This window comes from Pseudomonas sp. X10, from assembly GCF_054889225.1.
In genome coordinates, this window is record NZ_CM142677.1 from 873,181 (window position 1) to 889,325 (window position 16,145).

Annotated in this window: 12 protein-coding genes; 5 read left to right on the top strand and 7 right to left on the bottom strand. The window is 62.5% G+C overall.

Features of this window, described 5'->3' with window-relative positions; translation table 11 throughout:
* The first annotated feature begins 66 nt into the window (after positions 1-66).
* The 5 genes from rbfA (at position 67) to ACYU03_RS04045 (ending at position 4,774) form a co-directional block, all read left to right on the top strand.
* Complete coding sequence (gene rbfA, locus ACYU03_RS04025) at positions 67-465, top strand: 30S ribosome-binding factor RbfA (protein ID WP_461888215.1); 399 nt, start codon at positions 67-69, stop codon at positions 463-465.
* Positions 466-468: 3 nt separating this feature from the next.
* A complete protein-coding gene (gene truB, locus ACYU03_RS04030) occupies positions 469-1,386 on the top strand; it encodes a tRNA pseudouridine(55) synthase TruB (protein WP_461888216.1) in 918 nt (305 codons plus the stop codon).
* Between the two features lie 150 nt (positions 1,387-1,536).
* Complete coding sequence (gene rpsO / locus ACYU03_RS04035; protein WP_103448913.1) at positions 1,537-1,806, top strand: 30S ribosomal protein S15; 270 nt, start codon at positions 1,537-1,539, stop codon at positions 1,804-1,806.
* Between the two features lie 249 nt (positions 1,807-2,055).
* Positions 2,056-4,161, top strand: a complete 2,106-nt coding sequence (gene pnp / locus ACYU03_RS04040) for a polyribonucleotide nucleotidyltransferase (protein WP_461888217.1) — start codon at positions 2,056-2,058, stop codon at positions 4,159-4,161.
* A gap of 262 nt (positions 4,162-4,423) precedes the next feature.
* Positions 4,424-4,774, top strand: coding sequence for a BON domain-containing protein (locus ACYU03_RS04045; RefSeq protein ID WP_461888218.1), 351 nt, complete (start codon positions 4,424-4,426; stop codon positions 4,772-4,774).
* Positions 4,775-5,084: 310 nt separating this feature from the next.
* Here ACYU03_RS04045 and ACYU03_RS04050 read toward each other — a convergent pair whose 3' ends face one another.
* From ACYU03_RS04050 to panB, 7 genes are all read right to left on the bottom strand, one after another.
* A complete protein-coding gene (locus tag ACYU03_RS04050; protein ID WP_461888219.1) occupies positions 5,085-8,018 on the bottom strand; it encodes a DUF748 domain-containing protein in 2,934 nt (977 codons plus the stop codon).
* 131 nt (positions 8,019-8,149) lie between these two features.
* Positions 8,150-9,328 (bottom strand): acetyl-CoA C-acetyltransferase, encoded by a 1,179-nt coding sequence (locus ACYU03_RS04055; protein ID WP_461888220.1) that lies wholly within the window; start codon positions 9,326-9,328, stop codon positions 8,150-8,152.
* A gap of 114 nt (positions 9,329-9,442) precedes the next feature.
* A complete protein-coding gene (locus tag ACYU03_RS04060) occupies positions 9,443-10,312 on the bottom strand; it encodes an oxygenase MpaB family protein (protein ID WP_461888221.1) in 870 nt (289 codons plus the stop codon).
* 37 nt (positions 10,313-10,349) lie between these two features.
* Entirely contained in the window at positions 10,350-12,284 is a 1,935-nt protein-coding gene (gene acs / locus ACYU03_RS04065) for an acetate--CoA ligase (RefSeq protein WP_461888222.1), read from the bottom strand.
* A 193-nt stretch (positions 12,285-12,477) separates the two neighbouring features.
* The gene (gene pgi / locus ACYU03_RS04070) at positions 12,478-14,142 is read right to left on the bottom strand and encodes a glucose-6-phosphate isomerase (protein WP_461888223.1); all 1,665 of its coding nucleotides are present in this window, start codon (positions 14,140-14,142) and stop codon (positions 12,478-12,480) included.
* A gap of 111 nt (positions 14,143-14,253) precedes the next feature.
* Positions 14,254-15,123, bottom strand: coding sequence for a pantoate--beta-alanine ligase (gene panC / locus ACYU03_RS04075; protein WP_461888224.1), 870 nt, complete (start codon positions 15,121-15,123; stop codon positions 14,254-14,256).
* Positions 15,120-15,920, bottom strand: coding sequence for a 3-methyl-2-oxobutanoate hydroxymethyltransferase (gene panB / locus ACYU03_RS04080; RefSeq protein WP_461888225.1), 801 nt, complete (start codon positions 15,918-15,920; stop codon positions 15,120-15,122). Before panB ends, panC begins: the two co-directional genes overlap by 4 nt.
* Between the last annotated feature and the right edge of the window lie 225 nt (positions 15,921-16,145).

Below are 16,145 nucleotides of genomic sequence, written 5' to 3' on the forward strand. Positions count from 1 at the left end.
AAGGTAGCGCCCGGTCAGGCTTGAAGCCTGGCCGGGCGTTTGCCGCTTTAGTTACAGGTAGCAAGAATGGCAAAAGAATATAGCCGTACCCAACGTATCGGCGATCAGATGCAGCGCGAGCTGGCCGAACTGATCCGCCGTGAAGTGAAAGACCCGCGAGTCGGCCTGGTGACCATCACTGCCGTCGACGTCAGCCGTGACCTCGGCCATGCCAAGGTCTTCATCACGGTCATGAGCCCGGATGGTTCGGACGCCGTCGAGCAATCGCTCAAGGCGCTCGGCAGCGCCGCGAGCTTCCTGCGCTTGCAGTTGGGCCGAGTGATGAAGCTGCGCAGTGTGCCGCAACTGCATTTCCACTTCGATGAAAGCGTCAGCCGCGGTGCCCACCTGTCGGCGCTGATCGAGCGTGCGGTGGCCGAAGACCGCCTGCACAAGGATCTCGACGAGCCGGACACCAAGGAGTAAAGGGTGGCCCAGGTCAAACGTATCCGCCGCAACGTCAGCGGCATCATCCTGCTCGACAAGCCGTTGGGCTTCACGTCCAACGCGGCGCTGCAAAAGGTCCGTTGGCTGCTCAATGCCGAGAAGGCCGGCCACACTGGCAGCCTCGACCCGCTGGCGACCGGTGTTCTGCCGCTGTGCTTCGGTGAAGCGACCAAGTTTTCCCAATACCTGCTCGATTCCGACAAGGGTTACGAAACGGTCATGCAGCTGGGGCAGACTACCAGCACCGCAGATGCCGAGGGCGAAGTCCTGCAGACCCGCGAGGTGACCGTTGGTCGCGCCGACATCGAGGCGGTACTACCACGTTTTCGCGGGGAAATCAGTCAAGTACCGCCGATGTACTCGGCCCTCAAGCGTGACGGCCAGCCGTTGTACAAGCTGGCACGTGCAGGAGAGGTAGTGGAGCGCGAGGCGCGTTCTGTTACTATTAGCCGCTTGGAGTTGCTCGAGTGTGAAGGCACACGGGTGCGCCTCTCGGTTGGTTGCAGCAAAGGCACCTATATCCGCACGCTGGTCGAGGATATCGGTGAGGCGCTGGGTTGTGGCGCCTACGTCGCCGAACTGCGCCGGACCCAGGCTGGGCCTTTCGAGTTGGCCCAGACCGTGACCCTCGAGGCATTGGAGCAGGCGCATGCCGAAGGTGGCAATGAAGCGCTCGACCGTTTCCTGATGCCCTCCGACAGCGGGTTGCAGGACTGGCCCCTGCTGCGCTTTTCCGAGCACAGCGCGTTCTACTGGCTGCATGGGCAACCAGTACGTGCACCGGACGCGCCGAAGTTCGGCATGGTCCGGGTACAGGATCACAATGGCCGTTTCATCGGGATCGGTGAAGTGAGCGAGGACGGGCGCATTGCGCCGCGTCGACTGATTCGGTCGGAATGATCGAACTCGCCAGCCAAGGTTTCGACCGAGGCTGGCGAACCCGAGGGTGGCTGTTAATAGGCACGGTCACGCCTCTTTCATGAATACAGGGATTGAAGTCCCTGGCCTATTGGAGCCCGTTCGCGGGATCCGTTGATCAGGAGAAGCCAAATGGCCCTCAGCGTTGAAGAAAAAGCTCAGATCGTTGCCGAATACCAGCAAGCCGCCGGCGATACCGGTAGCCCGGAAGTGCAGGTTGCTCTGCTGACCGCCAACATCAACAAGCTGCAAGGCCACTTCAAGGCCAACGGCAAAGACCACCACTCCCGTCGTGGTCTGATCCGCATGGTTAACCAGCGTCGCAAGCTGCTGGACTACCTGAAGGGTAAAGACACCACCCGTTACAGCGCCCTGATCGGTCGCCTGGGTCTGCGTCGCTAATAGCGGCCTGGCCAGTGGTGTGCATGGCGTGTTGCATGCTTCGGTACCGCTGCCCAGCAGCGGTAACGGTGGACACGTCACGCGTATCTACGAGGTTGGCAGTCTGGCTTGCCTGAGCGGTTCTCCGCCCAGCAGGCCCGGCTCCCAACCTCTAGTTTTATCTGGACGGTCAATGGGGCCGATTCCCCGTTCTGCCCAAGAATTCGCAAGAACAAGTTCCCCCAGAGCCACTGAAAAAGGTAGGAAACCGTGAACCCGGTAATCAAGAAATTTCAGTTCGGTCAATCGACCGTAACCCTCGAGACGGGCCGCATCGCCCGCCAGGCGTCCGGTGCCGTACTGGTCACCGTCGATAACGACGTTACCGTGCTGGTGACCGTGGTCGGTGCCAAGCAGGCCGATCCAGGCAAAGGCTTCTTCCCGTTGTCCGTCCACTATCAGGAAAAGACCTACGCCGCAGGCAAGATCCCTGGTGGCTTCTTCAAGCGCGAAGGCCGTCCTTCCGAGAAAGAGACCCTGACCTCGCGCCTGATCGACCGTCCGATCCGCCCGCTGTTCCCTGAAGGGTTCATGAACGAAGTGCAGGTCGTCTGCACCGTGGTTTCCACCAGCAAGAAGACCGATCCGGACATCGCTGCGATGATCGGCACCTCGGCGGCCCTGGCCATCTCCGGCATTCCGTTCGAAGGCCCGATCGGCGCTGCCCGTGTTGCTTTCCACGAGAGCACTGGCTACCTGCTGAACCCAACTTATGAACAACTGCAGGCTTCGAGCCTGGACATGGTCGTAGCTGGTACTGCCGATGCCGTACTGATGGTTGAATCGGAAGCCAAAGAGCTGACTGAAGACCAGATGCTGGGCGCCGTGCTGTTTGCCCATGACGAATTCCAGGCAGTGATCCAGGCTGTCAAAGAGCTGGCCGCCGAAGCTGCCAAGCCGACCTGGGACTGGAAACCGGCTGTTGCCAATACCGAACTGCTCAATGCCATCCGCGCCGAGTTCGGCGAAGCCGTTTCCCAGGCCTACACCATCACCGTCAAGGCCGACCGTTACGCGCGTCTGGGCGAGCTGCGCGATCAGGCGATCGCCAAGTTCTCCGGTGAAGAAGGCCAACCGAGCGCCGCTGAAGTCAAAGACATCTTTGGCGAGATCGAGTACCGCACCGTTCGTGAAAACATCGTCAACGGCAAGCCACGTATCGACGGCCGCGACACCCGTACCGTGCGTCCGCTGAACATCGAAGTCGGTGTACTGCCAAAGACCCACGGTTCGGCCCTGTTCACCCGTGGCGAAACCCAGGCTCTGGTCGTTGCGACCCTGGGTACCGCCCGTGACGCACAGCTGCTCGACACCCTGGAAGGCGAGAAGAAAGACCCCTTCATGCTGCACTACAACTTCCCTCCGTTCTCGGTGGGCGAGTGTGGCCGCATGGGTGGTGCTGGCCGCCGCGAGATCGGCCACGGTCGTCTGGCCCGTCGTTCGGTCCAGGCCATGCTGCCAAGCGATGCTGATTTCCCGTACACCATCCGCGTGGTTTCGGAAATCACCGAATCCAACGGTTCCAGCTCCATGGCCTCGGTCTGCGGTGCTTCGCTGGCACTGATGGACGCGGGTGTGCCGATGAAGGCGCCAGTGGCCGGTATCGCCATGGGCCTGGTCAAGGAAGGCGAGAAGTTCGCAGTCCTGACCGACATCCTCGGTGACGAAGACCACCTGGGCGACATGGACTTCAAGGTAGCCGGTACCGCCAAGGGTGTCACCGCGCTGCAGATGGACATCAAGATCAACGGCATCACCGAAGAAATCATGGAAATCGCCCTGGGCCAGGCCCTGGAAGCGCGCCTGAACATCCTCGGCCAGATGAACCAGGTGATCGGCCAGTCGCGTAGCGAGCTGTCGGCCAACGCTCCGACCATGCTGGCGATGAAGATCGACACCGACAAGATCCGCGACGTCATCGGCAAGGGCGGCGCGACCATCCGCGCCATCTGCGAAGAGACCAAGGCCTCGATCGATATCGAAGACGATGGCTCGATCAAGATCTTCGGCGAAACCAAGGAAGCGGCCGAAGCTGCGCGTCAGCGCGTGCTGGGCATCACTGCCGAGGCCGAGATCGGCAAGATCTACGTCGGCAAGGTCGAGCGCATCGTTGATTTCGGTGCCTTCGTCAACATCCTGCCTGGTAAGGATGGCCTGGTGCACATCTCCATGCTCAGTGATGCGCGTGTCGAGAAAGTGACCGATGTGCTGAAGGAAGGTCAGGAAGTCGAAGTTCTGGTACTGGACGTGGACAACCGCGGCCGTATCAAGCTGTCGATCAAAGATGTCGCGGCGGCCAAGGCCTCCGGCGTCTAATTTCCCGGCAGTAAAGAAAAGGACCCTTTTGCAGGGTCCTTTTTTTATGTCTGTATGAAACCTTTTGCGGACTTGCATCTTGCATGCAGGATTGTGCTCGGGCTTGCAATTTGCACGATAGCGAGATTTAGGTGTTTATGTATCTCTTTGTTTTAAAACGATTTATTTGCCACTAAGAGTTGGCACAGGCCCTGCAACGATACTTGCACCCCTGCCGCCAGGAGATTCGGCGCAGACCTTTCGCAAAACAGGAGTGTCTCGTATGAAGAAGTTCGCCATTGCTGCCGCTACCGCAACCGCCCTTAGCCTGACCCTGGGCAACGTGGCGTTTGCCCAACAGACCGCTCAAGCACCGATGACGTTGGCTGCCGGTGAAGTGAGCAACATGAAGCAAGAGGGTTCGGACACTTGGATCACTACCAAGGTGAAGGCCGATCTGCTGACCGAGAAAGGTATTCCTGGCAGCGATATCAAGGTTGAGACCAACCAGGGCGTGGTAGCTCTCTCCTCTGAGGTTGCCGTGACCGACGCGCAAAAAGAACGGGCCGTTCAGATCACCAAGAACATCAAAGGTGTGAAAGATGTCTCGGCTGATGGCCTGAGGTCCGAATAAGGGTTTGTCCCGATCGCTGATCCTTGACGGTTCATGCGAACGACCAAAAGGACTTGGTCACCTATAAAGGAAGCCCCGGCAAACGCCGTAATGCTGTTCACTTAAGCTGGAGTGCCTTCAAGTGGGGCTGCTACGCAGCCCATCGCGACACAAGGCCGCTCCCACAAGGCAAGCCCTCTGTGGGAGCGGCCTTGTGTCGCGATGGGCGCGCAGCGGCCCCAAACCTTACGACAGATGTCTTAAGTGAACAGCATTACGGCAAACGCCGGGGCTTTTTGTTGATGCTGGCTCCTGCAAGCTACCCAGAGAGCTATTCCGCATCCAGGTGCATCGGCGTGATCACCCGCCCATCGCTTTCGGCCTGACCCAGGCTGGCGTCGATGAAGTACACGCGGTCGTCTTCCAACTGCCCCTTGTCCACCAAGTAATCCTTGATGCTGCTGGCCCGGGCTTGGCCCAATTGACGCAGCAACGCTTCGCTTTGCGCCCAGGACGTGATCACCGCATCTTGCAGTTGAGCGGTGCGTTCCTTCCGGCTCAATTGCTCCCATTCCACCGGCGGCTGCTGCTTGAGGCGGGTGCGGTAGATACCTTCGAGCATCGCTGGCTTGTCGTCTTCATCGACCTGCAGCATGGAGGGGGTGGCGGGTACCTTGTCGCCACGGCGCTGGAGGATCTTGTACCAGGTGATCTGGTATTCACGCTCCAGGCGCTGTTGTGCGATCAACGGGCCGTCGCTGTTCTGGGCACTGGTGCCTTCGATTTCTAGACGCAGGGCGGGGCGCTCCTTGAGCGCGGCGGCCAGTTTGTCGAGGGAGCTCTGGGCATCGGCGCTCAACTCGCTCGAGCCGGGCGCGAAAGCGACGGTGCCCAAGTCCTCCGAGCCGCCGCCGGTGACCAGCCCGCCGATGAACTTGAACGGTGCCTGGGCAGCGCGTAGCACCAGGTTGCGCAGGGTCTGCCAGACGATCGGCATGACGCTGAACTCAGGGTTGTTCAGGTCTCCCGAGACCGGCAGTTCGATGGAAATCTTGCCTTCGGTGTCCTTGAGCAGGGCCACGGCCAGGCGGATCGGCAGGTCCACGGCGTCGGGGCTATCGACTTTCTCACCCAACTGCAGTTGCTCCACCACGACCTTGTTCTCGGCCTGGAGCCGGCCGTTGGTGATCAGGTAGTGCAGGTCGAGGTTGAGCCGACCCTTGCGGATGCGGTACCCGGCGAACTTGCCGGAGTAAGGCGTCAGGGTGGTCAACTCGACGCGGCGGAAGCTGGTGGCGATGTCCAGGCTGGCCATCGGGTCGAAGGGGTTCAGCGCCCCTTGGATGGTGACTGGCGCGTAGCGGTCGACTTTACCGTTGATATCCACCTTGGCGGGGTTCGGCTTGCGGTTGTCGATGGTGCCGATCTGACCGTTGAGCTGCTGGATCGCGGTGGCGAAGTTCGGGGTCAGGCTGAAGTCGGCGAAATTGGCCGAGCCATCGTTGATGCTGATCCCGCCGATGCGCACGCCCAGAGGCTTGTCGGCACTGGCGGCGGCTGGTTTGGCCTGGTTGCTGGCAGTGTCCTCCGGTTGGGGAATCAGCAGGTCGTCGACATTGGTGCTGCGGTCGTCGTTGATCATGAAGCGCGCATAGGGCTGCCGCAGGCTGACCTTGTCGATCACCAAGGCATCGCCATGGTGGTAGGACAGGCCATCTAGATCGAGTTGCTGCCATTTGACGAAGTCGCGGCCCTTGATGGTGTCCAGGGTATGCAATTGGCTGACTTGGGCCTTGCCATCGACGGTGAAGGCCAGCGGTTCGGTGCTCTTGAGGTCGACTTTGAGGTCGCTGGCGAGCATGCCGCTGCGCAGTTCCAGGCGAATGTACGGGCTGAGGTAGGCTTGGGCGACACGCAGGTCGATGTCACGGGTGCTGACATCGAGTGTGGCACTGACCGGCTCCAGGCTCACCTGGCCCGCTGCCTGCAGCTTGCCTTGCTTGCCGATCCCAGTATCGAGCTTGAGGGTGAAGGGCGACTGGTTGAGGCTGTCGAACCCTTGCAGATCGAGATTGAGCGGGCCGACATCCAGGGCTACCGGTTCTTTCTGGCTGCGGTCGGCCAGGTGCACCTGGTAATTGCGCAGTTGCACGTCCTTGAGCAGTACCTGCCAAGGCTTGTCCGGTTCGGCGGCGGCCTTTTCCTCGGTGCTGGGCTCGGCCGTGGCGGGCTCGGTCTTTTCTTGCGGTGTGGCGTTGGCAGGCTCGCTGGCGAAGAGCTTCTGCCAGTCGAGCTGCCCATCGCTCTCCAGCGCGGCCCAGGTTTCCAGTTGCTCGCTGCGGACCTTGCCCACGGTGACCAGTTGCTTGGCCAGGTCGATGGAGGTCTCGCTGACGTCAAGGCTCGCTAGGCGAGCCAGTTGGCGGCCGTCCGGTGCCTTGATGGCGAAGGGGGCGACTCGCAGCGAGGTATTGTCCAGCAGCAGCTCGGTTTCCTTGGCCAGGTTCAGCTTGTAGTGGGTGTCCAGGCTGAGCACGCCGTCTTCCAGCACCAGGGGCACGGCATCCCGGACATAGGGCCACCACAGCCTCATCTTGGCGTCAGTGACCTTCAGGGTGCCCTCCGAAGCGATAGGCGCCAGGCTCAGGCTGCCTGCCCAGTCGATGCGACCGCCATCCGGGCCGTTGGCTACCAGGGTCATGTCGGCGTTGTCTTCAGGCAGTGTGCTGAGGTTTTTCAGCTCCAGGTTCATGGAGTCGTAGAGGAATTCGATGGGGTCGCTCGGGCGTAGGTCCTGGAAGTGCAGGTAGCCTTCGCTCAGCTTGATGCTGCCGATGCGCAGGGGAAAGGGGTCGCTGGCCGGTTCTTCCGGCTTCGGCTCGCTGGGTGGCAGCTCGAACAGTTGGGCCAGGTTGAGGCTGCCGTCCTTGGCGAACAGCAGTTCGGTGCGCGGCTTGTCCAGCTCCAGTGCGTCAAGGTGCAGGGCGCCGCTCCAGAGACTGTCGAGCTGCAGGTTGGCATACAAGCGTTCGAAGCCGACTTGCTCCTTGCCAGGCTCGCCGATCTGCAACCCCCAGAGGGTCAGTTCCAGGCTGAACGGGTTGAGCTCGATGCGCTGCAGGTGCGCTGGAACCGTGGCGTACTGGGCCAACTGCTGGTTGGCGATCCGCAGGGCCACACCGGGGAGAATCAGGAAGCCAAGAAGGCTGTAGAGGGCCACGATGGCCAGCAAGGCGCCAACGGCGCGTTTCAATCCTTTGGGCATGTGTGACGTCGTCTGTCTCTAACGGGAGTGCTTGGAGTATGGCACGTTAAAACGGTTCCGAAGAAACGACGAAAATAGGCCGGCAATGATGCCAAGGCGAGGAGGGGCCATTGCGACCCCTCCCGTGCGGGTCAGCGTTCGATCGCCAGGGCAACACCCTGGCCGCCGCCGATGCACAGGGTTGCCAGGCCTTTTTTGGCGTCGCGCTTGATCATTTCATGCAGCAGCGTGACCAGAACACGGCAGCCCGAGGCGCCGATCGGGTGGCCCAGGGCGATGGCACCGCCATTGACGTTGACCTTGGCTGCATCCCAACCCAGTTCCTTGCCCACCGACAGGGCCTGGGCGGCGAACGCTTCGTTGGCTTCGATCAGGTCCAGTTGGTCGAGGCTCCAGCCGGCTTTTTCCAGGCAACGGCGGGTGGCGCTGACCGGGCCGATGCCCATGATCGCCGGGTCGACGCCAGCATTGGCGTAGGCCTTGATCCGCGCCAGGACCGGCAAGCCCAACTGCTGGGCCTTCGCGGCACTCATCAGCAGAACGGCCGCGGCGCCGTCGTTGAGTGAGGAGGCGTTGCCGGCGGTGACGGAGCCATCCTTCTTGAAGGCTGGCTTGAGCTTGGCCAGGGCTTCTGCGGTGGTGCCGGCGCGCGGTTGCTCGTCGGTGGCGAAGGCGAGCGGCTCACCCTTGCGCTGTGGAATCAGGATAGGGGTGATCTCGTCGACGAAGCGGCCGGCTTCGATGGCTGCTGAGGCCTTCTGTTGCGAGGCGGCGGCAAAGGTGTCCTGTTCTTCACGGCTGATGCCGTACTTTTCCACCAGGTTTTCGGCGGTGATGCCCATGTGGTAATCGTTGAAGGCATCCCACAGGCCGTCGCTGATCATGCTGTCGACCAGGGTGCTGTGACCCATGCGCAGCCCAGTACGGGCGCCGGGCACCACGTAGTTGGCCAGGCTCATGTTCTCCTGGCCGCCAGCGATGATCACCTCGGCATCGCCGCAGCGGATGGCCTGGGTCGCCAGGTGCAGGGCCTTAAGGCCGGAGCCGCAGACCTTGTTCAGGGTCATGGCAGGCACTGCGTGGGGCAGGCCGGCCTTGATCGCGGCCTGTCGGGCGGGGTTCTGACCGGCACCGGCGGTCAGCACTTGGCCAAGGATGACCTCGTCGACCAGTTCGGCTTCCAGCCCGGTCTGGGCCAGCAGTTGACGGATCACGGCCGCACCCAGGTCCACGGCAGGCACGTTGGCCAGGCTGCCCTGGTAGCTGCCGACCGCGGTACGGGTGGCGGCAACGATTACGACATCTTGCATTGCGCAGGTCCTCATTTTTGTTCGATTTTTGTCAAGCTAGGGCCTAGACGGCCCAAGTCGGCGGCCATGTTGGCATAGATGCGCTACCAATGCTCTAGTGGTCCGTACCCTTCTTCAGGCGATACCCATGCGCCGCCGGGCGCGGTGCACCGAACCATCGCGCATCGCCCAGCGCAGCAACGGCGCGGTCCGTTCCACGCCCAGGCGGATCATTCGCCGCCGCAGCGGGCTCTGGTGTAGTTCGAGCATATCGCTGGCCCAGACGGGCAGCAGGTCGATGCCGGCCTGCAGCATCAGCTTGCCGACTGGCTCGGCCAGGCGGCTGGGGGCGGGCGCTTCAAGCAGTATCCGCATGACTTCGTGACTACGCTCGTCGCATGCCAGTTGTGGGCGCATGCGCTGTAGGTAGTCGGCCACCTGCTGGCAGGAGCGTGGCACGTCCCGGGCTCCCAAGCGCTCGGCGATCAGCGCGATCTCGTCATAGTAGGCGTCCTGTTCGGCACGCGACAGGCTGGGGTTGTGGTAACGCAGGTGGGCGGCGAGAAAGCTGCTGACCTCGGCGACGTGGACCCAGGTCAGCAGGTCGGGATCGCTGGCGGCGTAGGGGCGGCCGTCGGCGGCGGTGCCGACGACCTGTAGGTGAATGGTGCGGACCTTGTCGATCAGCCATTCGGCATCGCGGGTCGAGCCAAAGGTGGTGCCGGAGATGAACTGGCTGGTGCGGCGCAGGCGCCCGAGCAGGTCCTCGCGGAAGTTGGAGTGGTCCCAGACGCCCGCCAGCGCCAAGGGATGCAGCAACTGCAGCATGAGCGCGCTGATGCCACCGACCAGCATGCTGGTGAAGTCGGCGTGCACGCGCCAACTCATGCTCTGCGGCCCGAACAGGCCAGGGTCGCCCTTGGGCGACTCCAGGTCGAGCTGGCCGAGGGCCAGCCCGGTCAGGCTCAGGACCTGGGTTTCGATACGGCGGCGAATGGCTTCCATGGCGACCTGTTGTACGAGGCAGCCCGCAGGCCGCCGCTCATTGGTTGAGTCGTTTGTCGATCAGCCCCTGGACCACGCTTGGGTCGGCCAGGGTCGAGGTATCGCCCAGGTTGTCGAGTTCGTTGCAGGCGATTTTGCGCAGTATACGCCGCATGATCTTGCCTGAACGGGTCTTGGGCAAGGCCGGCGCCCACTGGATCAGCTCGGGTTTGGCGAAGCTGCCGATTTCCTTGCTGACCAGGGCCAGCAGTTCGGCTTTGAGCGTGTCGTCCGGCTCGACGCCGTTCATCGGTGTGACGAAGGCATAGATACCTTGTCCCTTCAGATCGTGAGGGTAACCGACCACGGCGGCTTCGGCGATGCTGTCGTGCAGCACCAGGGCGCTCTCGACTTCTGCGGTGCCGATACGGTGGCCGGAGACGTTGATCACATCGTCGATACGGCCAGTGATCCAGTAGTCGCCATCGGCGTCGCGGCGGGCACCGTCGCCGGTGAAGTAGTAACCCGGCATCGGTTTGAAGTAGGTGTCGACCATGCGTTGATGGTCGCCATAGACACTGCGTATCTGTGCGGGCCAGCTCGCCTTGATCACCAGCAGACCGCTGCCGGCACCCTCGATCAGCTTGCCTTTCTCGTCCAGCAGCGCCGGTTGCACACCGAACATCGGCTGGGTTGCGCAGCCCGGCTTGAGGCGCTGGTTGCCCACCAGGGGGCTGAGCATGATGCCGCCGGTCTCGGTCTGCCACCAGGTGTCGACGATAGGGCAGCGCTTCTGTCCGACTTCCTCGAAATACCATTCCCAGGCTTCCGGGTTGATCGGTTCGCCGACGCTGCCGAGCAGGCGCAGGCTTTGCCTCGAGGTCCCCTGCAACGGGCCTGCGCCTTCGCGCATCAGGGCGCGCAGGGCGGTAGGCGCGGTGTAGAAGATGTTGACCTTGTGTTTGTCCACCACCTGCCAGAAGCGCGAGGCATCCGGATAGTTCGGCACGCCCTCGAACATCAGCGAGATCGCACCATTGGCCAACGGTCCATAGACGATATAGCTGTGGCCAGTGACCCAGCCGACATCGGCGGTGCACCAGAACACCTCGCCGTCACGGTAGTCGAACACCACTTCGAAGGTCAGGCTGGCTTGCAGCAGGTAGCCGGCGGTAGTGTGCAGAACACCCTTGGGCTTGCCGGTGCTGCCGGAGGTGTAGAGGATGAACAGCGGATCCTCCGCGTCCATCGGCTCGGGAGGGCAGTCGTCAGCGGCCTGCTCTGTGGCTTCGTGGTACCAGAGGTCACGGTCTTCATTCCAGTCAACCTGAGCGCCGGTACGGCGGACCACGAACACACTGCTGACGTCTGGGCAGCTCTGCAATGCCTTGTCGACGTTCTGCTTGAGCGCAATGCGCTTGCCGCCCCGGATACCCTCGTCGGCGGTGACCACCGTGCGGCAGTCAGCATCGAGGATGCGGTCGCGCAGGGCGTCGGGCGAGAAACCGCCGAACACCACTGAATGGATGGCGCCGATGCGCGTGCAGGCGAGCATGGCATAGGCTGCTTCGGGGATCATTGGCATGTAGATGCACACCCGGTCGCCTTTCTTTACGCCACGTTGTTTGAGTGCGTTTGCCAAGCGGCACACCTGACGGTGCAGCTCGCGGTAGCTGATGGCCTTGGCGTCGTTCGGATCGTCGCCCTCCCAGAGCAAGGCTGTCTGCTCGGCGCGTTTGTCCAGGTGACGGTCGATGCAGTTGTAGCTGACATTGAGCTGCCCCCCACTGAACCAGCTGGCCTTGCCGCTTGTCAGGTCGCTTTCCTGCACCTGAGTCCAGGGCGTGATCCAGTCCAGACGCTTGGCCTGCTCGGTCCAGAAGGCGTCGGGGTCTTCTATCGATTGGCGGTAGAGGCGGCGGTACTCGTCTTGGGAGAGTCGTGCCGCCTGGCTGACGGCTTGGGCGTCGGGGAAATCACGGATATCGAACATGGCGAGTCCTGTCCTGATCTTGTCGGCGCCGACGATGCGGCGAGGGATTGCACGCAATCCAGGCCTGGCGATGCAGCGATTCGATCACCGGCAGGCGCCGGTTCCCAGGGGCAGGATAATGTGCAACGTCTAGCCAGGACAGTGTAGCCCCCGGGCGCGTTGCGCGGACCGGGGGCTGGACGCAGGGGAGGGCTCAGCCGCGATGGCGGCCGCGGAAGTAGTTGATCAGGCCCTGGGTCGAACCGTCTTCGGCCGACGTTTCCAGGCCGCCGGTCAGGCGCTGGTACACACCCTTGCCAAGCTCTTTGCCCAGCTCGACGCCCCACTGGTCGAAGGCGTTGATTCCCCAGATCACGCTCTGCACGAAGACCTTGTGTTCATACATCGCCACCAGAGCCCCGAGTCGACGCGGGCTGATGCGCTCGACCACCAGGGTGTTACTCGGACGGTTGCCCGGGATCACCTTGTGTGGAGCCAGCTTCTCGATGTCCGCTTCGCTCATGCCTTTGGCACGCAGTTCGGCTTCGGCCTCGGCGCGGGTCTTGCCGAGCATCAGCGCCTGGCTCTGCGACAGGCAGTTGGCGTACAGCCATTGATGATGGTCGGCGACCGGGTTGAAGCTGACCACCGGGACGATGAAGTCTGCCGGGATCAACTGGGTGCCTTGGTGCAGCAACTGGTGGTAGGCATGCTGGCCATTGCAGCCGACGCCGCCCCAGATCACCGGGCCGGTGTCGGTCTTGACCGGGGTGCCATCCTGCAACACGCTCTTGCCGTTGGACTCCATGTCCAGCTGTTGCAAGTGCTTGGTAATGTTGCGCAGGTAATGGTCGTACGGCAGGATCGCATGGCTCTGCGCGCCCCAGAAGTTGCCGTACCAGATGCCCAGCAGGGCGAGCAGTACGGGCATGTTCTGCTCGAAGGGCGCGGTCTGGAAGTGCTGGTCCATGGTGTAGGCGCCGGACAGCAGTTCCTTGAAGTTGGCCGTGCCGATGGCCAGGGCGATCGGCAGGCCGATGGCCGACCACAGCGAGTAGCGTCCGCCGACCCAGTCCCACATCGGAAAGATGTTTTCTTCGCGCATACCGAAAGCCACGGCCGCGGCCTTGTTGCTCGATACGGCGATGAAGTGGCGGTACAGCTCAGCCTCGGAGCCGCCTTGAGCCAGGTACCAGGTACGTGCCGCCGTGGCGTTCTTGAGGGTTTCCAGGGTGTTGAACGACTTCGACGAGACGATGAACAGCGTGGTCTCGGCCCGCAGCTTGGCCGACAGCTCATGGAACTCGCTGCCGTCGATGTTCGCCAGGTAGTGGCAGCGCACGCCGCGCTGGGCATAAGGCAATAGGGCCTCGGAGACCAGCTCGGGGCCGAGGAAGGAGCCACCGATGCCGATGTTCACCACATCGGTGATGGGCTTCTCGCTGTAGCCGCGCCATAGGCCGTCATGGATACGCGTGACCAGTTCGGTGATCTGGTTGAGAACCTTGTGCACTTCTGGCATCACGTTGACGCCATTGACGCTGAGCTTGTCCCCTACTGGGCGGCGCAGCGCAGTGTGCAGCACCGGGCGGCCTTCCGAGGCATTGATGATCTCGCCGCCGAACATCGCCTTGATGGCGTCCTGCAGTTGGACCTCATTGGCCAGGGACACCAGTAGCTCGCGGGTCTGTTCTGTGATCAGGTTCTTTGAGTAGTCCAGGAACAGGCCACAGCTGCTGAGGGAGAACTCGTCGAACCGCTTGGGGTCGGCAGCGAAGGCTTCGCGCATGCTGAAGCCTTGCAGGGCGTTGCGGTGTTGCTGGAGCGCCTGCCAGGCCGGCAGCGCCGTAACATCATGGGGAGTACGGTAATACGCCATTGCTGGGTTTCCTTGGTGCGTGATCTTGCCTAGGACACTGGTAGCCATTGCCAGTTGCAGGCCGGCTCCATTATAGGCACAGCCTGCACGGCAATAGTGGCCTCAGGCCGGCTAAACGCTCTGGTCGTTGCCGTCCAGGTCCAGGTGCAGATTGTCGATCAAGCGGGTGTTGCCGAGGAAGGCGGCGGCGAGGATCACCAGGTCGCGGTCTTCGACCCTCGCCGGGCGTAGGCTCAGGGCATGGCGCACTTCCAGGTAGTCCGGGTTGAAGCCGGCGGCGACCAGCTGCGCCTGGCCTTCGGCGATCAGCGCCGGATAGTCACGTTGCCCTTGGTCGATGGCCTGCGCCATCTGGCTCAGGGTTCGGTACAGGGCCGGGGCGATGGCGCGTTGCTCGGCGCTCAGGTAGCCATTGCGCGAAGACAGGGCCAGGCCGTCTTCCGCACGTACGGTTGGCTCGCCGATGATCTGGATCGGCATGTTCAGGTCACGCACCAGGGCGCGGATCACTGCCAGTTGCTGGAAGTCCTTCTGGCCGAAGACCGCGAGGTCCGGCTGGACCATGTTGAACAGCTTACTGACCACGGTCGCCACGCCTTCGAAATGCCCCGGGCGGCTGGCGCCGCACAGACCCTCGGACAGTTGCGGCACGCTCACGCGGGTCTGCCCGGCCATGCCGTCGGGGTACATCTCTTCGACGGTTGGGGCGAACAGCAGGTGGCAACCGGCCTGGAGCAGTTTCTCCTGGTCGTCGGCGAGGGTGCGGGGGTATTTGTCGAGGTCTTCGTTGGCCCCGAACTGCAGCGGGTTGACGAAGATACTGGCGACCACGAAGTCGGCACGTTGGGCGGCCTTGATCACCAATGCGGCATGGCCGCTGTGCAGGTTGCCCATGGTCGGCACGAAGCCGATCCGCTTGCCTTCGCTGCGCGCGCGCGCCACGGCGGCGCGCAGTTCATGGACGGTCTTGACTGTATTCATGCGCTGAATCCGTGCTCGCTACCAGGGAAGCTGACATCCTTGACCGCACTGACATAGGCGCCCAGAGCGCTCTGGATGTCCGGCTGGCCGATCATGAAGTTCTTCACGAACTTGGGAACCCGGCCGCTGAGCGACAGGCCAAGCATGTCGTGCAGGACCAGCACCTGGCCGTCGGTGGCGCTGCCGGCGCCGATGCCGATCACCGGGATGCTCACCGCCTGGGTGATTTCGGCTGCCAGTTCGCTGGGCACGCACTCGAGCAGCAACATGGCCGCGCCAGCTTGTTCCAGGGCGATGGCGTCGGCGCGCATTTGCCGCGCTTGGGCTTCCTGGCGGCCTTGGACCTTGTAGCCACCGAGGATATTGACCGCCTGCGGTGTCAGGCCCATGTGCGCGCACACCGGTACGCCGCGTTCGGCCAGCAAGCCAATGGTGTTACCCAACCAGGCGGCGCCTTCGACCTTGATCATGTGGGCGCCAGCTTGCATCAAGGTGGCGCAGTTGGCAAAGGCCTGCTCAGGCGTGGCGTAGGCCATGAACGGCAAGTCGGCGAGGATCAGCGCGCCTTCATTGCCGCGCTTGACGCAGGCGGTGTGGTAGGCCATCTCGGCGGTGGTGACTGGCAGGGTGCTGTCATGGCCCTGCAGAACCATGCCCAGGGAGTCGCCTACCAGCAGCACTTCCACACCGGCCTGGCTGGCGGCCTTGGCGAAGGTCGCGTCGTAGCAGGTCAGCATGGTGATTTTCTCACCCTTGGCCTTGAGGCTTTGCAGGGTGGTCAGGGTTACTTCAGGCATGTAGGAAATCCTCGTTCAGGCGCTGTGAAAAACGACTGCGTACAACGCGTGTATTCATCTTCTGGAACAGCACATCATCGATCGTGGTGTTTGAAATACAGACCTGTTCCAGGCCTAGATACGGCGTATGCGGCACTTCGGCGCCACGGGACGCCTATAGTCGTGAGCGAGGGGGGGGAAGTCAATCACCCTGTTACTGCATTGTTACGAGTGGGGTGTTACTGG